Here is a 19,076-nt window from a genome sequence, read left to right as displayed (position 1 = left end):
GCCCAGGCCCCTTACCCGAAAGGTGCTTGTGGTAAACTGGGGGTCCTGGGAACGGAGCCTGATACATGCAATTCGAGGTCGGCGAGACCGTCGTCTACCCCCACCACGGGGCGGCAACCATCTCTGAAGTCAAGACGCGCGTCATCAAGGGCGAGGAAAAGGTCTACCTGAAGCTGCGTGTCACGCAGGGTGACCTGACGATCGAGGTGCCGGCGGACAACGTCGACCTGGTCGGCGTCCGTGACGTCATCGGCAAGGAAGGCCTCGACAAGGTCTTCGAGGTCCTGCGGGCGCCCTTCACGGAAGAGCCCACGAACTGGTCGCGCCGGTACAAGGCGAACCTGGAGAAGCTGGCGTCCGGTGACGTCATCAAGGTCTCCGAGGTCGTGCGCGACCTCTGGCGCCGCGACCAGGACCGCGGGCTCTCCGCGGGTGAGAAGCGGATGCTGGCCAAGGCCCGGCAGATCCTGATCTCCGAGCTCGCCCTGGCCGAGAAGACCGACGAGGACAAGGCATCGACCGTCCTCGACGAGGTCCTCGCCTCGTAGCGCGGACCGCCGCTGGACACCACGACGACGACCGTCCTGCTCCCCGACCGGGTGAGCAGGGCGGTCGTCGTCGTCGCGGCTGGGTCCGGCACGCGGTTGGGCATCGGGGACGCGAAGGCGTTCGTCCCGGTCTCGGGGGAGCCGATGCTCACCCGTGCCCTGCGCACCGTGCTCACCCTGGCCGAGCCGACCGTCCTCGTGGTCGTGGCACCCGCAGCCCGGCTCGACGAGTGCCGCGCCCTGGTCGCGGCGACCGCCGGACACGCGGTCGACCTCACCGTGGTCGTCGCGGGCGGTGCTGACCGCCACGCCTCGGTCCAGGCGGGCCTCGACGCCCTGCCGCACGGCATCGAGTGGGTCGGTGTCCACGACGCCGCCCGCTGCCTGACGCCGGCGGCGCAGTTCGACGCCGTGTTCGACCGTGCACGCGCGACCGGTGACGGCGTCGTCCCGGCCCTGCCCGTCACGGACACGGTCAAGCGTGTCGACGCGGACGTCGTGGTCGAGACCGTCGACCGGTCGGCGCTCGTCGGGGTGCAGACGCCGCAGGTCTTCCCGCTCGCCGCACTCCGGGCCGCCTACGCGGGCGCCGAGCGCTCCGAGACCGACGACGCGGGTGTGTTCCGGGCGGCCGGGGGAACGGTCCGCACGGTGCCGGGAGACGCCGACGCGTTCAAGATCACCACGCGGTGGGACCTCGCGCGGGCCGAGGCGCTCGTGGCCTCCCGCACCGGTGCGGCAGCCGCGGCGCCCGACGTCCGCGTGGGCCTCGGGGTCGACGTGCACGCCTTCGACGCCGCGTCGCCGTGCCGGGTCGGGCTGCTCGACTTCCCCGGCGAACCGGGGCTCTCCGGGCACAGCGACGGCGACGCGGTCGCCCACGCGGTCTGCGACGCACTGCTGTCGGCGGGCGGCCTCGGTGACATCGGCGGGCGCTTCGGCACCTCCGACCCGCGCTACGCCGGGGCCACCGGTGACGTCTTCGTCCGCGGGGCCGTCGAGCTCCTGCGCTCGGCCGGTCTCGCGCCGACCTCGGTCACGGTCCAGGTGATCGGGAACCGTCCCCGCATCGGTGCCCGACGCGACGAGATGCAGGCCGCCCTGGCCGCGGTCGTCGGTGCTCCCGTCGCGGTCTCCGGCACGACGACGGACGGCCTCGGCCTGACCGGGCGCGGTGAGGGGCTCGCGGCGATCGCGACCGCCGTCGTCCGGCCGCGCTGACCGCTCCCGACCCCCTCCGTCACCCGGCGCGTCCGACGTCCTAGGCTTGGGGCGTGACCGTTCGCCTGTACGACTCCCGCGCCGCAGCCGTCGTCGACCTCGTCCCGCTGGTCGACGGACAGGTGAGCATGTACGTGTGCGGGCCGACGGTGCAGTCGTCGCCGCACATCGGGCACCTGCGCTCGGCACTGGTCTACGACGTGTGGCGCCGGTGGCTGACGTACCGCGGGTACCGGGTGACCCTCGTGCGGAACGTCACCGACATCGACGACAAGGTGCTCGACCTGGCCGCGGGCACCGACGAGCATTGGTTCGCCCGGGCGTACCGCGTCGAGCGGGAGTTCACCGCCGCGTACGACGCCCTCGGGATCCTCGCCCCGACGTACGAGCCGCGGGCGACCGCGAGTGTGCCGCAGATGCACGAGATCATCGAGCGGCTGATCGAGCGCGGGCACGCGTACGCCGCCGCCGACGGCACGGGCGACGTGTACTTCGACACCGGCAGCTGGGAGTCCTACGGCGCCCTGACGCGCCAGCGACGCGAGGACATGGTCGAGGCCACCGACGCCGACCCCCGCGGCAAGCGCGACCCGCGGGACTTCGCGCTGTGGAAGGGCGCCAAGCCGGGCGAGCCGACGACGGCGACCTGGGACTCCCCGTGGGGGCCGGGCCGCCCGGGCTGGCACATCGAGTGCTCGGCGATGTCGCGGCGCTACCTCGGCCCGGCGTTCGACATCCACGGCGGCGGCCTCGACCTGCGCTTCCCGCACCACGAGAACGAGCTCGCGCAGTCGACCGCGGCCGGCGACCCGTTCGCGTCGTACTGGCTGCACAACGGCCTGGTGACGGTCGAGGGGCAGAAGATGTCGAAGTCCCTCGGGAACTCGATCTTCGCCGCCGACTTCCTCGCGTCCGCCCGTCCGGCCGTGGTCCGGTACTTCCTCGGCGCGGCGCACTACCGGTCCTCGATCGACCACCACGACGGCTCGCTGGCCGAGGCCGAGGCCGCCTACGACCGGATCGAGGGGTTCCTGGCCCGAGCGGAACCCCGGCTCGAGGGGGTCCCGCTCCGCGACGCCCCGGCCGTGCCCGACGCGTTCGCGGCCGCGATGGACGACGACCTCGCGGTGCCGCAGGCGCTGGCCGTGCTGCACGAGACGGTCCGTGCCGGGAACGCCGCGCTCGACGCCGACGATGCGGAAGCGCTCGGGGTCGCGTACCATCAGGTGGCCGCCATGGTCGAGGTCCTCGGCATCGACCCGCGAGCGGCCCACTGGTCCGGTGGTGCGCAGGACGTCTCGGCCGCACCGCTCGCCGCGCTCGTCGACCGCCTCGTGCAGGAGCGCGCCGACGCCCGTGCGGCACGCGACTTCGCCACGGCGGACCGGGTGCGGGACGACCTCGCAGCCGCGGGGATCACCATCGAGGACACCGCAGCAGGAACACGCTGGAGCATCGCCTGACAACGGCCGTGCCGGACAGGAGAGAGCAATGAAGAACGTCTCGGGGAGCAAGAAGGGCCGGCCCGGCGCCGTCCGCTCCGGCCGCAAGGGCAACAAGCAGGTCGGCTCCGGCGGCCAGGGCGCGCAGGCGCTCGAGGGGCGCAAGCCCACGCCGAAGGCCGAGGACCGGCCGTACCACCCCGCCGGCAAGCGCAAGGCGGCGAAGGACCGGCTCGACGCTGCCCGCGGCCGTCACGGTGCGTCGAGCTCGCCGCAGCAGCGCACCGGTCGGCCGCCGCAGCGCAAGAGCGACGACTCCGAGCTCGTGACCGGGCGCAACTCCGTGCTCGAGGCCCTGCGCACGAAGACCCCGTCGACGACGCTGTACATCGCCGCCCGCATCGAGGTCGACGACCGCGTCAAGGAGATCCTGGCGCTCGCCAACCACCGCGGCGTCCCGATCATGGAGATCATGCGGCCGGAGCTCGACCGCATCACGGGCCACGACAGCGTGCACCAGGGTGTCGCGCTGAAGGTCCCGGCGTACGAGTACGCCGTCGCCGAGGACCTCGCCGAGCGCGCGTTCTCCCGCGACCAGGTCCCGCTCATGGTCGCCCTCGACGGCATCACCGACCCGCGGAACCTCGGCGCGATCATCCGCTCGACCGCGGCCTTCGGTGGCCACGGCGTCATCGTGCCGCAGCGCCGCTCGGTCGGCGTCACCGCGTCGGCGTGGAAGACGAGTGCCGGTGCCGCTGCGCGCACGCCCGTCGCGATGGCACCGAACCTGACGCAGACGCTCAAGTCGCTGAAGTCGATGGGGCTCTTCGTGCTCGGTCTCGACGGCGACGGGGACGTCGAGCTCGACGCTCTCGAGCTCGCCGACCGGCCGATCGTGATCGTCGTCGGGTCGGAGGGCAAGGGGCTGTCCCGCCTGGTCACCGAGACCTGCGATGCGATCGTCTCGATCCCGATCTCCAGCGCCACCGAGTCGCTCAACGCGGGCATCGCCGCGAGCGTCACCCTGTGGGAGGTCGCTCGGCGCCGTCGCGCTGAGTAGGCGCGCGCTGCGCGGTGGCGCAGCACGCAGCCACCCGACCACCTGGAGGCCCGGTGCCGGTCCACGAGACCGGCACCGGGCCTCCAGTCCGTCCGGCTACACCGTCGCGCGCCAGTCCTCGACGTCGTCCTCGTCTGCCGTGTCGTCCTCGACGACGGGGATCGGCAGCGTCATGGACGACGTCGGCGGGTTGATGAGCAGCCGCTCGTCGCGGCGGTGTCGCAGCACGTCGTTGATGTACGCGGTCGTGGCCTCGGGCAGGGAGACCGAACGCTCTTCCTCCTGGGACATGAACCAGCGGTGCTCGAGCAGCTCGTGGAAGACCTCGGCGGGCTCCAGACGACCGCGCAGGTCACGCGGGATCGAGCGGATCACCGGCTCGAACACCCGGGACACCCACTCGTGCGCCACCATCTCCTCGTCGAGCTGGTCCCGCCCGTTCCGCGCCCGGTAGGCGTCGAGGTCGTTGAGCAGCCGCCGCGCCTGGTTCTCGCCGGCGTCGAGCCCGGTCAGCCGGAGCAGACGCCTCTGGTGGTGTCCGGCGTCGACGACCTTCGGCTGGATCCGCACCTGCGAGCCGCCCTCGGTGGTGTGGATGGAGAGCTCCTCGATGTCGAACCCGAGGGCGTTGAGGCGCTCGACCCGGTCGTTGATGCGCCAGCGCTCCTTGACGTCGAACTGCTCGGTGCCGGTCAGCTCCTTCCAGAGCGTCCGGTACTGCGCGACGATCCGGTTCGACACGTCCACGGGGTCGGCGTTCTCGTCGAGGCGCCCGCCAGCCTCGAGGTCGAGGAGCTCACCGGCGATGTTGACCCGGGCCACCTCGAGGTCGTTCTCGCGCTGGCCGTTGGAGAGGCCGCCCGGGTAGAGCTTCCCGGTCTCGGCGTCCACGAGGTACGCGGCGAAGGCGCCCGCGTCGCGGCGGAACAGGGTGTTCGACAGCGAGACGTCGCCCCAGTAGAAGCCGATGACGTGCAGGCGCACGAGCAGCAGCGCGAGGGCGTCGACCAGGCGTGTGGCGGTCTCCGGTCGCAGGGTCTGCGAGTACAGCGCGCGGTACGGCAGCGAGAAGCGCAGGTGTCGGGTCACGAGCACCGGGTGCAGGGGCTCGCCGTCGGCGTCGGCTCGGTTCGTGATCACCGCGACCGGGTCGACGCACGGCACGTCCATGCGCTGCAGCGTGCGGAGCATCTCGTACTCGGCCCGCGCGACCTCCTCCCCGGTCTCCTTGACGGCCGCGACGTACCCGCTCAGGTGCACGAAGCGCACGAGGTGCCGCGAGATGCCCTTCGGCAGGGCGACGATGACGTCGTCGGGCCAGTCCTCGAGCGGCAGGTCCCACGGCAGGTCGAGCAGGCCGGGGTCGACGGTGGCGGCGGTGATGGCGAGGGAGTCGGGCACGGTTGGCTCCTGGAGGGCGCGGTACCGGACGTCGGGCTCGTGGCGTCGGCACCACGCGCACGGCGTCCGGTGGGTGGAACAGCGGGAGCCCGCGCCCGCCCTGGTGAGGCGGGCGCGGGCTCCCGGGGGAACTGCGCAGACTACGCGCTGACGACTGCCTTGTCGTCGAGGCGCTCGCCCGACTCGGTGTCGAAGGCGTGCACGTGGCCCTGCTTCGGCGTGATGACGATCGTGTCGCCGATCGACGGGTGCGAACGCCCGTCGACACGGGCGACGATGTCGGTGCGCTGGCCGTTCACGTCGGCGTGGCCGTAGAGGTAGCCGTCGGCGCCGAGCTCCTCGACGACGTCGACCGTCACCGGCAGGCCCTCGCCCGAGGTCGACACGACGACGTCCTCGGGGCGGATGCCGACGGTGATGTTGCCGGAGCGCGCGTTCGACAGGGTGTCGCGGTCGAGCGGGTGGTTCAGCGTGCCGAACTTGATGCCGCCCTCGATGACGTCGGCCGGCAGCAGGTTCATGGCCGGCGAACCGATGAAGCCGGCGACGAACACGTTGTTCGGCTTCTCGTACAGGTCGCGCGGGGAGCCGACCTGCTGCAGGATGCCGTCCTTGAGCACCGCGATGCGGTCACCCATGGTCAGGGCCTCGGTCTGGTCGTGCGTGACGTAGACCGTGGTGACGCCGAGACGACGCTGCAGCGACGCGATCTGGGTGCGGGTCTGCACGCGGAGCTTGGCGTCGAGGTTCGACAGCGGCTCGTCCATGAGGAACACCTGCGGCTGACGGACGATCGCGCGGCCCATCGCGACGCGCTGACGCTGACCACCCGAGAGCGCCTTCGGCTTGCGGCCGAGGTACTGCTCGAGGTCGAGGAGCTTCGCGGCCTCCTGCACGCGGGTGGCGCGCTCCTCCTTCCCGACACCGGCGATCTTGAGCGCGAAGCCCATGTTCTCGGCGACGGTCATGTGCGGGTACAGCGCGTAGTTCTGGAACACCATCGCGATGTCGCGGTCCTTCGGCGGGACGTCGGTGACGTCGCGCTCGCCGATGCGGATGGCGCCGGAGTTGACCTCTTCGAGGCCGGCGAGCATGCGCAGGGAGGTGGACTTGCCGCAGCCCGAGGGGCCGACGAGGACGAGGAACTCGCCGTCGGCGACGTCCAGGTCGAGGGAGTCGACCGCGGGGCGGGTGCCTCCGGGGTAGAGACGGGTTGCCTTGTCGTAGGTGACGGACGCCATGAGCGTTCGATCCTTCCTTCACCGGCAGGTACGTGCCGGACGATCCGTTGTGAAGCGGTTGCCCGTGGGGGCCCCGGATGGTCGTCGTCGACCATCGGTGCTCATACAACACGAGTTCCCCCGCCAGCGCCAGTGTCCGGTCCGACCTGGTTGGCTGGTCCCAGGAAGGACCACTACGATCGGCGGGTCCGTCCGGCGTACGGGGGAAGGCGAGGCCGTGCGGACGTCAGGAGCAACGTGAGGACCAACGACGCATGACCAACCGCCCCGAGGGTGACGCACGCGCCGCGCGCAACGAACGACGAGAGGCCGCACGGCAGCGGGCCCAGCGAGCACGGACCCAGCAGAAGCGCCGGCAGCGCGGCACACGCCTGGGACTGCAGATCGGGCTCGGGGTCGTGCTCCTCGCCGCGGTGGCGGTCGTCACGCTGGTGCTGGTCGACTCGGTGAAGCCCGCCGGCCCCGGACCGTCCACGATGTCGCAGGGCGGCATCACGATCGGCGAGGGCCTGCGCCCGGTCGGGGCGTCCTCGTCGTCCCCGACGCCCGACGCGACCGACGCGTCCGACCCGGTGCGGATCACCATGTACGTCGATTACCTCTGCGACACCTGCGCGCAGTTCGAGGACGCCAACAGCGAGTACATCGCGAGCCTGGTCGACTCCGGCGCCGCGACGGTCGACATCCACCCGGTCGCCGTGCTGACGAACCGGTCGCAGGGCACGAAGTACTCGCTGCGCGCCGCGAACGCCGCGGCCTGCGTCGCGGACCGGTCGCCCGACCAGTTCTACGCCGTGAACCAGGCGCTCTTCGCGCGGCAGCCCGACCAGGGCACCTCCGGCCTCACCGACGCGCAGCTCGAGCGGCTCGTCACCGGGGTCGACGGCGTGCAGGACGCGGCTGCGATCCGCGACTGCATCCGGGACCAGACCTACGCCAAGTGGGTCGACGAGCGCACGGCCGACGTGACCGGCGGCGACATCCCCGGTTCGTCGCTCGACGAGTTCCCCGGGCCGCCCCTGGTGCTCGTGAACGGCAAGCAGTACGAGCTCACCGCGCCGATCACCAACGACGACTTCCGCACCTTCGTGGTGTCGGCGGCCGGGGCGTCGGACGCGACGCCGTCGCCCACCGCGACCCCGACCCCCTCCGCGAGCGCGTCCGCCGGCTGACGTCGCGACCGGTCGGCAGACCGACGGACGGGAGGCTCCCCACCGGACCGGTGGGGAGCCTCCCGTGCGTCCGGGGGCGGCTCGTGACCCGAGCGTGCGTCCGCGGCCCGCGGATCAGAGCCGGGAGCCCGGCACGCTGAACGTGTCGCAGGCGGTGGCCCCGCGCTCGTAGCCCCGCGTGAACCACGCCTGGCGCTGGGCGCTGGACCCGTGCGTGAACGAGTCGGGGTCGACGCGACCCGTGGCCCGTTGCTGGATGCTGTCGTCGCCGACGGCGCTCGCGGCGGACAGCGCGTCGGCGATCTGCGCCCGGGTGACGGGTTCGAAGAACGTCTCGCCGTTCGCGTCGCGGGTGGTCGTGGCCGAGCCCACCCAGGAGCCCGCGTAGCAGTCCGCCTGCAGTTCGACGCGGACACTGCCCGAGGACGCGCCGGTGCCGGAGCGGTCGGTGTCGGCGAAGGTGCCCTCGAGCTGCTGCACGTGGTGGCCCCACTCGTGCGCGACGACGTACATCTGGGCGAGCGGACCGCCGGACGAGCCGTACCGGGACTGCAGGTCGTCGTAGAACGCCGTGTCGAGGAAGATCGAGCGGTCCGGCGGGCAGTAGAACGGGCCGGTCGCCGCCGAGGCCTGGCCGCAGCCGGTGTCCGTCGACCCGTCGAAGAGCACGAAGCCCGGCGTCGTGTACGAGATCCCGAGGTCGGCGGCCTCGGCCGTCCAGTAGGCGTCGAGCGACTCGGCCGCGCCCTCCATGCGGCACTCGACCCGCTGGTTCGCGTCGCGGCCGGTGCGGCACCCCTCGGCGGGCTGCACCGTCTCGTCCTGCTGCTGGATCTGGGTGGTGCCGCTGCCGTCGCCGACGATGCCGCTCAGGTCGACCCCGGTGAACTGCGCGATGAGGAACACCACGATCGCCGCGACACCGACGCCGCCACCACCGATCGCCGCCGTCCGCCCGCGGCGCTTCACCTTCCCGCCGCTGAGCTGCGAGTCCTCGTTGAACGTCATGCCGCCGACCGTACCCGCAGCCGACCCGCGTAGCGTCCGGTGCGTCGGCACCGCCGACACCTGTCGTACAACAGCACGATCCACCCGGAAGGAAGCAGCACCATGGCCACTCCGATCAGCACCGTCATGAGCCCCGCCCGCTACGTGCAGGGCAAGGACGCGATCACCCGCGTCGGGGAGTTCGTCGCGCCGATCGGGAAGCGTCCGCTGCTCGTCGCCGACGACGTGGTGTGGGGCATCGTCGAGGACGCCGTCCGCACGAGCTTCGACGCCGCCGGCCTGCCGGTCGAGCGGGTCGGCTTCGGACGCTTCGCCACCCCGCAGGCGATCGACGACCTCACCGCGAAGATCCGCGAGACGGACTCCGACGTGGTCGTCGGCCTCGGCGGCGGGTCCGCGATCGACGCCGCGAAGGCCTCCGGGCACCTCGCCGGGATCCGCTGGGCGAGCGTGCCGACCGCCGCGAGCACCGACGCCCCGACCTCCGCGCTCGCGGTCGTCTACTCGGAGGAGGGGGAGTTCGTCGAGTACCGCTTCTTCCCGCACAACCCGGACCTCGTGCTCATCGACACGAAGCTCGTCGCGAACGCCCCCGTGCAGTTCCTCGTCGCGGGCATCGGCGACGCCCTCGCGACCTGGGTCGAGGCCCGTGCCGCGAAGCGCGCGAACGCCGACACCATGGCCGGCGGGCTGCAGACCGAGACCGGTGTCGCGCTCGCGGAGCTGTCGTGGGAGCTCCTGCACGACAACGCGCTCCAGGCGATCGAGTCCGTGAAGGCGAAGGTCGTCACGCCCGCGCTCGAGAAGGTCGTCGAGGCGAACACCCTGCTGTCCGGGCTCGGCTTCGAGTCCGGTGGCCTCGCCGCGGCGCACGCGATCCACAACGGCCTGACCGCGGCCCCGCAGGCGCACGGCCTCGCGCACGGGCAGAAGGTCAACGTCGGGACGATCGCGCAGCTCGTGCTCGAGGGGGCACCCGCCGACGAGATCGAGGACTTCGTCGTCTTCACGACGAGGGTCGGACTGCCGAACACCCTGACCGAGATCGGGCTGACCGTCGACGACCGGGACGTGCTCCGGGCCGTCGCCGAGGCCGCCACCGTGGAGAGCGAGACGATCCACAACATGCCGTTCCCCGTGACCGCCGAGGCCGTGGTCGACGCGCTCGTGGCGATCGAGGGCATCTCGCGCAGCATCCGTGCCGCCCACGGACTGCCGGAGCCGGAACTGTACCGCGCCCACTGAGCGTGGCCGGAGGGGGTGCGAGCAGCATGGCGGCATGGCCGACCTCGATGAACAGCACCCCCTCTTCCTCCTCGCGATGGACCAGCGGTCCTCGCTCCTGGAGCACACCTACGGCGACGAGTCCGGCGAGCCCGCGGACGAGGCCGACGCCCAGCGCGTCCGTGCCGGCAAGCAGCTCGTGTACCGCGGTGTGCTCACCGCGCTCGCCGCAGGGGCCTCCCGCGCACGCACCGGCGTGCTCGTCGACGAGCGCTACGGCGACGACGTCGCCCGGCTCGTCCGCGAGGCCGGGCTGCAGCTCGCGATGCCGATCGAGCGGTCCGGCCGCGACTGGTTCGAGCTCGAGTACGGCGACGACTGGCTCGCGCACGTGGACTCGTTCGACCCCGACTTCGTGAAGGTCCTCGTCCGCGACAACCCCGCGTTCGACGCCGGTGACCGGCAGGCCCAGGCCGAGCGGCTCGCCGAGGTCTCCCGCGCCCTGCACGACGCCGACCGTGCGTTCCTGGTCGAGCTCCTCGTCCCGGGCACCGACGACCAGCAGGCGCAGGCGGACGACTACGACCGCGACGTCCGCCCGGGACTCGTCGTCGAGACCATCGGGTACCTGCAGGAGCACGGGGTCGAGCCGGACGTGTGGAAGCTCGAGGGCCTCGACCGCACCGAGGACGCCGAGCGCGTCGTCGCCGCCGTGCGCGCCGGAGGTCGGGACCACGTGCAGTGCATCGTGCTCGGCCGCGACGCCCCCGAGGACCAGCTCGACCGGTGGCTGCGCGTCGCAGCACCCGTCGACGGCTTCGTCGGCTTCGCCATCGGGCGGAGCAACTGGGAGGACGCGCTCGACGACGTCGTGCAGCAGGGGCTCGACCACGAGGCGGCCGAGCAGGTGATCGCCGCCAACTACCGGCACTTCGTCGACACGTGGCTCGAGGCGCGTCCCGACGTCGTCGACGGGGTGGACGCCGGCGCGGCCTGATCCCGTTCCCGTCGACGCCGGGTCGGTGTCGGGCGCGGACCGGCGTCAGGTGCGGACGAGCGGCTCCATCGTCGCCAGGTCCGCTCCGATGCCGACGTCGACGAGCTCGATCCGCCCGGCGAGCGTCGCCCCGGGGCCGGTGAGCAGGCCCGCCTTGACCCCGCCGAAGGTCACGGTGACGTCGGCGTGGAGCACGTGGTCGTCGGCCACGGCGCCGGTGTCGACGTCGATGCCGCTCGGCACGTCGACGGCGACGACGAACGGGGCGCGCTGGTCGCGGGCGAGCTCGCGGATCGCGTCGACGACCTGCCGAGCGGGGGAGCGCAAGGGGGTGCCGCCGCCGGCACCGATGCCGAGGATGCCGTCGAGCACGAGGTCGGCTCCCGCGGCGGCCTCGGCGGCGACCGCCGCCAGGCGCTCGGCGTCCGGGGTCGCGGCGGCCCGCAGGACGTCGGCCGCACCGGCGTCGTCAGGGTCCGTCGGGCCGTCCGGGGCCCACGCCGCCGGTTCCGGAGCGACGCGCCAGCGGCGGTCCGGCCGTGCCGGTGGGGCGAGGCGCGACCCGGCGTCCAGCGCCGCTGCCAGGCCCGCCTCGTGGACACGTGCGCCGACGCGCAGCACCGTCACGTGCCTCCCGTCCGACGCCAGGTGCGCACCCGCGAACAGGGCGTCACCGCCGTTGTCGCCGCTGCCCACCAGCAGCAGGACCGACCCCGGGCCGTCCTGCGGGCGGACCGCCGGGTCGTCGAGCAGCTCGCCGACGATGCGGGCCAGCCCCGCCGCCGCGCGCTGCATGAGGGGTTCGCCCGCCTCGAGGTGCGGCCGCTCCGCCGCCCGGACCTGATCGCCGCCGTAGCCGTCCATGGCCACCACCATGCCCCGGTAGCCTGGTCGCGCCATGTCACTCGTCCCCGAAGCGCCCCGTCCCCGTGCCGTGATGTCCCCGGACGGCCTGAAGCTCGCGACGTACGACTTCGGCGAGCCGGACGCCCCCGTCGTGGTGGCCGTGCACGGCTTCGCCTCGGGCGCCGTCCTGAACTGGCACGCCTCGGGGTGGACCCGTGACCTCGTCCGAGCGGGCTACCGCGTCGTCGCGCTCGACCAGCGCGGGCACGGTGCCTCGTCGAAGCCGCACGACCCGTCCGCGTACTCGATGGACCTGCTCGTCGCCGACGTCACCACGGTCGTCGACACCTACCTGCTCGACGACGTCGCGTTCCTCGGGTACTCGCTGGGCGCCCGTGTCGGCTGGCACACCGCCGAGCAGATCCCGGACCGGATCTCGCGGGCCGTCCTCGGCGGGATCCCGGACGCCGACCCGATGCGCCGCGTGGCGGTCGACCAGGCGAAGGCGTACATCGCCGACGGCACCCCGGTCGAGGACCGGGTGACGAACGGGTACCTGCAGATGGCGGCGAACGTCGAGGGGAACGACCTCCGCGCGCTCGTCGCGATGGTCGAGGGGATGCGGAACAGCGTCGAGCCGACGCCGGAGAACGCCCCCGCGCAGCCGATCCTGATGGCGGCGGGCAGCGAGGACGGGATCCGGGACAGCGCCGTGCGGTTGGCCGAGGCGGCGCCGGACGCGTCGTTCTTCGAGATCCCGCGTCGGAACCACTTCAACGCCCCCACGTCGCGCGACTTCCGTGAGCGTGCGATCGCCTTCCTGTCCGAGGGACGCTGAGGGGGCGGTGCGCACCCCTGACGGGTACTGGCAGGTCCCCGCTGGCGGAGGAGACCGGGCGTAGCGTCCCGGCCATGGACTACAGACTCCTCGGCAACAGCGGGACATCGGTGTCGACGCTGACCCTCGGCACCATGACGTTCGGCAGTGAGGCCGACGAACCCACCTCCCACCAGATCCTCGACACGTTCGTCGCAGCGGGCGGCACGCTCGTCGACACCGCGGACGTGTACTCCGGCAACGAGTCCGAGCGCATCATCGGCCGGTGGCTCGCCGCCCACCCGACCGAGGCGCAGCAGGTCGTCCTCGCGACGAAGGGCCGGTTCCCCCAGGGTGACGGCCCGAACGACCTCGGCCTGTCCCGCCGTCACCTGCGCGTCGCGCTCGACGCCTCGCTCGAGCGGCTCGGTGTGGAGCACATCGACCTCTACCAGATGCACGCGTGGGACGCCCTGACGCCGATCGAGGAGACCCTGCGCTTCCTCGACGACGCCGTGTCCGCCGGCAAGATCGGCACCTACGGGTTCTCGAACTACCTCGGCTACCAGGTGACGAAGGCCGTCTACGAGGCGAAGGCCCACGGCTGGGCACCGCCGGTGACGCTGCAGCCGCAGTACAACCTGCTCGTGCGGGACATCGAGCACGAGGTCGTGCCCGCGTGCCTGGACGCCGGCATCGGTCTGCTCCCGTGGTCGCCCCTGGCCGGCGGCTGGCTCTCCGGGAAGTACCAGCGCGACGAGGCTCCGACGGGCTCGACACGTCTCGGCGAGAACCCGCAGCGCGGCATGGAGGCGTGGGAGGCCCGCAACGGCGACGAGCGCACGTGGAAGGTGCTCGACGCGGTCTCCGCGGTCGCCGACGCGCACGGTGCCTCGAAGTCGCAGGTCGCCCTCGCCTGGCTGCTCGCGCGGCCCGCGGTGACGAGCGTCATCCTCGGCGCCCGGACGGTCTCGCAGCTCGAGGACAACCTCGGCGCTGCCGACCTCGTGCTCACCGACGACGAGCTGCAGGCCCTGACGGACGCGAGTGCCCCGCGGGTCGACGACTACCCCTACGGCACCGCCGGCGTCGCCCAGCGCGAGCGCCGCATCACGGGCGGACGCTGATCGCGGTCGGACGCGGAGCACGGCCGTGCGCGCCGGGCATCCGCCCGGCGCGCACACAGCGGGGACGCAGTCCGACCGGCCGGTTCCTGCACATCCGTGCGGGTTCGCGTGGATCGGACCGGAACCGTGGACACGTCACCGGGTGCGGTGACACCATCGAGGGACGACCGGCTGGTTACCGCGTCGAGCGCTCGGAACGCCTCCTGATCCGCGTTCCGCGCGCCGGAGGGCCCGGGACGTCCATCGTCCGGGCCCTCCGTGCTCCCGCCGGAGGGCGGCGGCTCCCGCCGTAGGATCGTCCGGTGCCCAGTCGACGCCACGCCCTCGTGCTCCAGGACCGCCGAGCGGTACGGATCGTCGCCCTCGTCCTGCTCGCCCTGGCGGCCGCCTACCAGTGCTTCTGGCGGATCGCCGACGAGAACATCGGCGGCGACGAGGCCACCTACGTCCGCGCCGGCTTCGCGTACGTGCACGGCGCGTTCGACCAGAACCGCGAGCACCCGCCGACGGCGAAGTACCTGTTCGGGCTCGCGCAGCTCGTCGGCGGCGAGGGGGCCACCGCGCCCCGGGTCCTCGTCGCCGCCCTCGTCGTCCTCGGCGCCGCCGTCATGTTCGTGTGGCTCCGCGCCGAGGTCGGCTTCTGGGCGGGGTGGACCGCCGCGGCGCTCTGGACGCTGACGCCCCGGGGTGGATCCGGTGCGCGGCTCGACCGTGTCGCGCTCCTCGACCCGGTGATGGTGTTCTTCGCCCTGGCCGCGCTCTTCGCCGTGTGGACCTGGACACGGACCGGCCGGTGGTGGTGGCTCCCGGTGTCCGCGGTGCTCATGGCCGCCTCGGTGACGTCGAAGGCGTCGACGCTCGTGCTGGTGCCCGTGTTCCTGCTCGCCCCGCTGCTGTTCCGGCAGTGGCGTCGGCTCGTCGTCGGCGGCGTCGTCTGGGCCGTGGTCTTCACGGTGACGGTCGTCGCGCTGTACGCCCCGATGGGCATACGGTCGGCGGTGCTCTACATGCTGGCCTTCCAGGAGGGGCAGAACGAGAACGGCCACCTCGCCGTGATCGCCGGGCAGACCCACCAGTTCGCACCGTGGTGGGGGAACTGGTGGTTCCTGGCGCAGGGAGTCGGCCTGCCGGTGCTCGTCGTCCTGGCCGCCGGGGTGCTGCTCGCGGTCGTCGTCCGTCCGGACCGGCTGGTGGTGTTCCTCGCCGCACCGCTCCTGCTGCTCGTCGCGTTCTACACGGTGGCGGCGAAGATCGCGCTGCCGACCTACTACAGCGCGTGGACGCCCTGGATCGTCCTGCTCGCCGCGGTCGGACTCGGTCGGCTCGCGGTGCTCCGCCCCCGGCCGCTGACCGGCGCGCTCGCCGCACTCCTCGTCGTCGTCGCACTCGTCGGCAGCATCCCGACCGCGCGGGCGGTCTGGCAGACACGCCCCGAGGGGGTCGCGCGCCTCCTGCCGCTGCTGCGGAGCGAGGGCATCCGGGACGGCCGCATCTTCTTCGGCGCGATCACCCCCAGCGACTACGACCAGTACGTCGGTGCGCGCGGTGTGCGCGACGTCGACGATGCACCGTTCGAGGCGATCGTGGTGGGCCGCGACCAGCGCTTCCCGCTGCCGCAGGAGATCACGGACCTGCTGCGCGACGAGCGGTCGTCGTTCGAACGGGTGCGCCTGGACCGCATCGTCGTCTGGATCCCGGACGGCGAGATCGAACGGGACGCGGACGGCGAGCTCGACGTGCGGTGACGACGCGCGACGGCTCCGCCTCGGGCTGCACGAGGAGCCGTGATCTGGGGCCGGCAGCGGGACTCGAACCCGCAACCCCCGTATTACAAGTACGGTGCGCTACCAATTGCGCCATGCCGGCTGACGCGCCCATCCTACCGGCGGACGCGTCGGGGTCTCATTCGCCCTGCTCGGAGAAGTTCAGCGACAGCGAGTTCATGCAGTAGCGGTCACCCGTCGGGGTGCCGAAGCCGTCGGGGAACACGTGCCCGAGGTGCGAGCCGCAGTTCGCGCAGCGGACCTCGGTGCGGACCATGCCGAGGGACTTGTCCTCGATGAGCTGGACCGCCTCGGGGCGGACCGACTCGTAGAACGACGGCCAGCCGCAACCGGAGTCGAACTTCGTGCCGCTCTGGAACAGCTCCGCGCCGCACGCCGCACACGTGTACGTGCCGGCGCGCTCCTCGTCGAGCAGCTCACCCGTCCACGGGCGCTCGGTCCCGGCCTGCCGGAGCACGGCGTACTGGTCCGGGGAGAGCTCCTCGCGCCACTGGGCGTCCGACTTGTCGACGTTGTACGCCATTGCTTCCTCCTGCTTCCGGTCGGGGCTCGATGGTGATGCCCGACCCCTTCAGTAAACTCGCGACGATGTCCGAGCATTCCGTCCGCCACGCCCGCTGGACCCGCCTGACGACGGACGAACTGTACGGCATCGTGCGGCTGCGGAACCGCGTCTTCGCCCTCGAGCAGCGGGTCACCGCCGACGACTTCGACGGCCGTGACCGCGAGCCGGACACCGAGCACTGGTGGTTCGGAGCGGAAGGCGATCCGGTCGGGTACCTCCGCCTCGTCCGGCCTGCCCCGGACGAGGACCACCCCGCGGCCAGCGAGCCGCCGGCCTGGGTGATCGGCCGGGTCGCCACCCACCCCGACCACCGGGGGCAGGGGATCGCCGGACGGCTGGTCGCGGGGGTGCTCGAGGCGCACGGTCACGAGCCGTTCGTCCTGCACGCCCAGGAGTACGTCGCGAGCCTCTACGAGCGGCACGGCTTCGTCCGGTTCGGTGCGCCCTACGACGAGGCCGGCATCCGTCACGTCGGCATGCACCGCCCGTGACCGGCACGCGCGAGCGGTACGCCACCTACGCGGCGCGCATCGCTCCGGCCTCGCCGTCGTACGCGGCCTGGGCACGCTCGGTCGACGACGACCTGGTCGCGCTCCTCGACGCGGTCCCCGAGCAGCAGCGGCAACCGGAGCTGGTCTTCGCCGTCGCACGTCGGCTGGGTGCCGACCCGTCGGACCCCGGAGCGCTCCGTGCGCTCGGCCGGGAGGCCCGTGCCGCGTTCGTCACGGCGCTCGCCGCCGCCACGGTGCAGGCCAACGACCCGCGGCGGCTCGGTCCCGTCGTCCCGCTGTTCGCGGCGCTCGCCGCGGCGGACCCGCGGCCGCTCGGCCTCGTCGACGCCGGAGCCGCCGCCGGGCTCTGCTCGATCCCGGACCGGGTGACGCTCGACCACCGGACCGGGGACGGCACGGTCCGGGTGCACACCGCCGTCGCCGAGCCGTCGGTGCACCTGACGGTCGACGCCAGCGGCGCGGTCCCCGAGCCGGCCGGCACCCCGATCCGGATCGGCGCGCGGGTCGCCCTCGACCCGAACCCGATCGACCTCGCCGAGCCCGGTGCGTTCGACCGGCTGGTCGAGGCCGTCCCGCCCGAGGCGACGGACCGCACCGCCCTGATGCGCGAGGCGGCGCGCGCGACGCTCGCCGTGCCTCCCGTCCGGATCCGTGGCACGCTGCCCGGCGACCTCGACCGTGCACTGGACGCGTTGCCGGACGGCGTCCGTCCCGTGGTGCTCACCACCGGGACCCTCGTCTACGTGCCGGGCGCCGACCGCCAGCGCGTGGTCGACCGGCTGGCGGAGCGTGGCGTGCACTGGGTCGCGGTCGAACGGACGGGCATCCTGCGCGGGGTGGCCGCGACGCTGCCCGACGACGTCGACCCGGCGGACCCGGACGCCTTCGCCACGGTGTCGCTCGACGGTGTGGCGACGGCGGTCTGCGACCCGTTCGGCGTCCGGGTGCGGTGGTTCCGGCGGCCCGCAGCCTGAACCGGGCTTCGCGACAGTCCAGCCGCGTGCCAGGGTCGGACCGCCGGGCACCCCTACGATGTGCGAGACCCGTGACCGAACCGTGACCGGAAGTGCCGTGACCGCCCTCCCCACCGACGAGCTCAGCGAGCTCGACCAGCGCGTGCTCGCGTTCGAGCACGACCGGGCGCGGCACGACCGCACGAAGGAGGCGGAGATCCGGGTCGAGTTCGACATGTCGCCGGCGCGCTACTACCAGGTGCTCAACCGCGTGATCGACCTGCCCGCCGCGCTCGCGCTCGACCCCCAGCTGGTCGGTCGGCTGCAGCGGCTCCGGCACGCACGCACCCGAGCACGAGCGGCGCGCGCGTTCGTCGCCCCCGCGCCCGATCCCCGTGAAGAGGAACGATGACCGAGAGATTCCCGCGAGACCGGTTCGACGACGTCACCGACGGCCCCCGGGTCGGAGCGCACCGCGGTGCCCGTCGTCGTGGGCGCGGGTGGATCGCGTTCGCCTGGGGCGCCCTCGCGACCGGTGTGCTCGTGCTCGTCGGTGTCCTCGTGCTCGCGCTGCTGAACGGCAGCTACTCGTTCCCGGGGTCGACCTCGTCGCCGCGCCCCTCGTCGAGCTCCTCGGCGTCGGCCGCGCCGTCGGAGACGCCCTCGGAGTCGCCGTCGGCGCCCGCGTCCGAGGAGCCGAGCGCTGCGGAGCCGTCGGCGCAGGGCTCGACGAGCGTCGTCGTGCTGAACGGCACGACGACGACCGGTCTGGCCGCCCGCGCCAGCAGCGCACTGACCACAGGGGGCTGGCAGGTCGCCTCGACGGGTGACGCCGGGACGACGGGGACGACGACCTCGGTCGTGTACTACCAGCAGCCCGAGCAGCAGGCCGTGGCACAGGGTGTGGCGAAGGCGCTCGGCATCGCGACGGTGGAGCAGTCGGGGGCGTTCCCGAACGCCGACGTCAGCGTCGTGCTCGGCGACGACTACGGCGGCTGACGCGCGCTGTGTGACGGAGGTGTTTCGGGCACGTTGAGTTCTGACGCGATCGGCGTGCAAGAACGTCACACCTCTTGCCTTGCCGCCGTTGTTGCACGAGAGTCATCGCCAGACGGCGATGGCGTCGTCCGCAACTGCAGCACCAGGGAGCAAGAGATC

Annotated in this window: 19 protein-coding genes and 1 tRNA gene; 14 read left to right on the top strand and 6 right to left on the bottom strand. The window is 72.7% G+C overall.

Annotated features, from left to right (window positions below):
- Positions 1-65 precede the first annotated feature (65 nt).
- From Q9R28_RS13675 to rlmB, 4 genes are read left to right on the top strand one after another with little or no spacing between them, the layout of a single operon-like run.
- Positions 66-548, top strand: a complete 483-nt coding sequence (locus tag Q9R28_RS13675) for a CarD family transcriptional regulator (RefSeq protein ID WP_017888066.1) — start codon at positions 66-68, stop codon at positions 546-548.
- 51 nt (positions 549-599) lie between these two features.
- A complete protein-coding gene (gene ispD / locus Q9R28_RS13670) occupies positions 600-1,769 on the top strand; it encodes a 2-C-methyl-D-erythritol 4-phosphate cytidylyltransferase (protein WP_311206356.1) in 1,170 nt (389 codons plus the stop codon).
- A gap of 53 nt (positions 1,770-1,822) precedes the next feature.
- The gene (cysS, locus tag Q9R28_RS13665) at positions 1,823-3,232 is read left to right on the top strand and encodes a cysteine--tRNA ligase (RefSeq protein WP_311206355.1); all 1,410 of its coding nucleotides are present in this window, start codon (positions 1,823-1,825) and stop codon (positions 3,230-3,232) included.
- Between the two features lie 28 nt (positions 3,233-3,260).
- Positions 3,261-4,271, top strand: a complete 1,011-nt coding sequence (rlmB, locus tag Q9R28_RS13660) for a 23S rRNA (guanosine(2251)-2'-O)-methyltransferase RlmB (RefSeq protein ID WP_066656632.1) — start codon at positions 3,261-3,263, stop codon at positions 4,269-4,271.
- Positions 4,272-4,367: 96 nt separating this feature from the next.
- Here the strand turns inward: rlmB and Q9R28_RS13655 are convergent, their stop codons facing one another.
- The gene (locus tag Q9R28_RS13655) at positions 4,368-5,672 is read right to left on the bottom strand and encodes a DUF4032 domain-containing protein (protein ID WP_209685424.1); all 1,305 of its coding nucleotides are present in this window, start codon (positions 5,670-5,672) and stop codon (positions 4,368-4,370) included.
- 140 nt (positions 5,673-5,812) lie between these two features.
- Entirely contained in the window at positions 5,813-6,913 is a 1,101-nt protein-coding gene (locus Q9R28_RS13650) for an ABC transporter ATP-binding protein (RefSeq protein WP_066656626.1), read from the bottom strand.
- A gap of 254 nt (positions 6,914-7,167) precedes the next feature.
- On the opposite strand from Q9R28_RS13650, the gene Q9R28_RS13645 reads away from it, so the two are divergent.
- On the top strand, positions 7,168-8,085 hold the full coding sequence (locus Q9R28_RS13645; protein ID WP_311206354.1) for a thioredoxin domain-containing protein: 918 nt from the start codon (positions 7,168-7,170) through the stop codon (positions 8,083-8,085).
- A gap of 114 nt (positions 8,086-8,199) precedes the next feature.
- On the opposite strand, the gene Q9R28_RS13640 is transcribed toward Q9R28_RS13645, so the two are convergent.
- Complete coding sequence (locus Q9R28_RS13640) at positions 8,200-9,093, bottom strand: neutral zinc metallopeptidase (RefSeq protein WP_311206353.1); 894 nt, start codon at positions 9,091-9,093, stop codon at positions 8,200-8,202.
- 102 nt (positions 9,094-9,195) lie between these two features.
- Between Q9R28_RS13640 and Q9R28_RS13635 the strand changes: the two genes are divergently transcribed.
- Both Q9R28_RS13635 and Q9R28_RS13630 read left to right on the top strand, forming a co-directional pair.
- Positions 9,196-10,338: a glycerol dehydrogenase gene (locus Q9R28_RS13635; RefSeq protein ID WP_209685428.1), complete on the top strand. Its 1,143-nt coding sequence runs from the start codon at positions 9,196-9,198 to the stop codon at positions 10,336-10,338.
- Positions 10,339-10,372: 34 nt separating this feature from the next.
- Positions 10,373-11,314: a 2-deoxy-5-keto-D-gluconate 6-phosphate aldolase domain-containing protein gene (locus Q9R28_RS13630; RefSeq protein ID WP_251155273.1), complete on the top strand. Its 942-nt coding sequence runs from the start codon at positions 10,373-10,375 to the stop codon at positions 11,312-11,314.
- 45 nt (positions 11,315-11,359) lie between these two features.
- Here the strand turns inward: Q9R28_RS13630 and Q9R28_RS13625 are convergent, their stop codons facing one another.
- Positions 11,360-12,214 (bottom strand): NAD(P)H-hydrate epimerase, encoded by an 855-nt coding sequence (locus Q9R28_RS13625; RefSeq protein WP_209685431.1) that lies wholly within the window; start codon positions 12,212-12,214, stop codon positions 11,360-11,362.
- Between Q9R28_RS13625 and Q9R28_RS13620 the strand changes: the two genes are divergently transcribed.
- From Q9R28_RS13620 to Q9R28_RS13610, 3 genes are all read left to right on the top strand, one after another.
- Positions 12,213-12,998, top strand: a complete 786-nt coding sequence (locus Q9R28_RS13620; protein ID WP_209685433.1) for an alpha/beta fold hydrolase — start codon at positions 12,213-12,215, stop codon at positions 12,996-12,998. The genes Q9R28_RS13625 and Q9R28_RS13620 overlap by 2 nt on opposite strands.
- A 74-nt stretch (positions 12,999-13,072) precedes the next feature.
- On the top strand, positions 13,073-14,104 hold the full coding sequence (locus Q9R28_RS13615; RefSeq protein WP_066656578.1) for an aldo/keto reductase: 1,032 nt from the start codon (positions 13,073-13,075) through the stop codon (positions 14,102-14,104).
- A gap of 302 nt (positions 14,105-14,406) precedes the next feature.
- On the top strand, positions 14,407-15,849 hold the full coding sequence (locus Q9R28_RS13610; protein ID WP_311206352.1) for a glycosyltransferase family 39 protein: 1,443 nt from the start codon (positions 14,407-14,409) through the stop codon (positions 15,847-15,849).
- A 45-nt stretch (positions 15,850-15,894) separates the two neighbouring features.
- Here the strand turns inward: Q9R28_RS13610 and Q9R28_RS13605 are convergent.
- Both Q9R28_RS13605 and msrB read right to left on the bottom strand, forming a co-directional pair.
- A tRNA-Thr gene (locus Q9R28_RS13605) sits at positions 15,895-15,970 on the bottom strand.
- A 36-nt stretch (positions 15,971-16,006) separates the two neighbouring features.
- Positions 16,007-16,411 (bottom strand): peptide-methionine (R)-S-oxide reductase MsrB, encoded by a 405-nt coding sequence (gene msrB, locus Q9R28_RS13600; protein WP_066656573.1) that lies wholly within the window; start codon positions 16,409-16,411, stop codon positions 16,007-16,009.
- 65 nt (positions 16,412-16,476) lie between these two features.
- Here msrB and Q9R28_RS13595 point away from each other — a divergent pair, with 65 nt between their 5' ends.
- The 4 genes from Q9R28_RS13595 (at position 16,477) to Q9R28_RS13580 (ending at position 18,917) form a co-directional block, all read left to right on the top strand.
- Positions 16,477-16,944, top strand: a complete 468-nt coding sequence (locus Q9R28_RS13595; protein ID WP_311206351.1) for a GNAT family N-acetyltransferase — start codon at positions 16,477-16,479, stop codon at positions 16,942-16,944.
- Positions 16,941-17,939, top strand: coding sequence for a DUF2332 family protein (locus tag Q9R28_RS13590; protein ID WP_209685438.1), 999 nt, complete (start codon positions 16,941-16,943; stop codon positions 17,937-17,939). The genes Q9R28_RS13595 and Q9R28_RS13590 overlap by 4 nt, the downstream gene beginning before the upstream one ends.
- 97 nt (positions 17,940-18,036) lie before the next feature.
- Positions 18,037-18,330 (top strand): DUF3263 domain-containing protein, encoded by a 294-nt coding sequence (locus Q9R28_RS13585; RefSeq protein WP_235426381.1) that lies wholly within the window; start codon positions 18,037-18,039, stop codon positions 18,328-18,330.
- Positions 18,327-18,917 carry a LytR C-terminal domain-containing protein gene (locus Q9R28_RS13580; protein ID WP_311206350.1) on the top strand — a complete coding sequence of 197 codons (591 nt, stop codon included), beginning with the start codon at positions 18,327-18,329 and terminating at the stop codon, positions 18,915-18,917. Before Q9R28_RS13585 ends, Q9R28_RS13580 begins: the two co-directional genes overlap by 4 nt.
- The last annotated feature ends 159 nt before the right edge of the window (positions 18,918-19,076 follow it).

Origin of the sequence: Curtobacterium sp. BRD11, from assembly GCF_031844345.1 — a bacterium.
In the GTDB taxonomy this organism is placed as follows: domain Bacteria; phylum Actinomycetota; class Actinomycetes; order Actinomycetales; family Microbacteriaceae; genus Curtobacterium.
This window is presented reverse-complemented; position numbering and strand designations above follow the sequence as displayed.

Excerpts from the sequence above, each read along its gene's own strand:
- Q9R28_RS13625 (WP_209685431.1), bottom strand. The coding sequence starts at position 12,214 with ATGGCGCGACCAGGCTACCGGGGCATGGTGGTGGCCATGGACGGCTAC.
- Q9R28_RS13640 (WP_311206353.1), bottom strand. The coding sequence starts at position 9,093 with ATGACGTTCAACGAGGACTCGCAGCTCAGCGGCGGGAAGGTGAAGCGC.
- Q9R28_RS13615 (WP_066656578.1), top strand. The coding sequence starts at position 13,073 with ATGGACTACAGACTCCTCGGCAACAGCGGGACATCGGTGTCGACGCTG.
- Q9R28_RS13595 (WP_311206351.1), top strand. The coding sequence starts at position 16,477 with ATGTCCGAGCATTCCGTCCGCCACGCCCGCTGGACCCGCCTGACGACG.
- Q9R28_RS13620 (WP_209685433.1), top strand. The coding sequence starts at position 12,213 with ATGTCACTCGTCCCCGAAGCGCCCCGTCCCCGTGCCGTGATGTCCCCG.
- rlmB (WP_066656632.1), top strand. The coding sequence starts at position 3,261 with ATGAAGAACGTCTCGGGGAGCAAGAAGGGCCGGCCCGGCGCCGTCCGC.
- Q9R28_RS13675 (WP_017888066.1), top strand. The coding sequence starts at position 66 with ATGCAATTCGAGGTCGGCGAGACCGTCGTCTACCCCCACCACGGGGCG.
- Q9R28_RS13650 (WP_066656626.1), bottom strand. The coding sequence starts at position 6,913 with ATGGCGTCCGTCACCTACGACAAGGCAACCCGTCTCTACCCCGGAGGC.
- Q9R28_RS13635 (WP_209685428.1), top strand. The coding sequence starts at position 9,196 with ATGGCCACTCCGATCAGCACCGTCATGAGCCCCGCCCGCTACGTGCAG.
- Q9R28_RS13580 (WP_311206350.1), top strand. The coding sequence starts at position 18,327 with ATGACCGAGAGATTCCCGCGAGACCGGTTCGACGACGTCACCGACGGC.
- msrB (WP_066656573.1), bottom strand. The coding sequence starts at position 16,411 with ATGGCGTACAACGTCGACAAGTCGGACGCCCAGTGGCGCGAGGAGCTC.
- Q9R28_RS13645 (WP_311206354.1), top strand. The coding sequence starts at position 7,168 with ATGACCAACCGCCCCGAGGGTGACGCACGCGCCGCGCGCAACGAACGA.
- Q9R28_RS13630 (WP_251155273.1), top strand. The coding sequence starts at position 10,373 with ATGGCCGACCTCGATGAACAGCACCCCCTCTTCCTCCTCGCGATGGAC.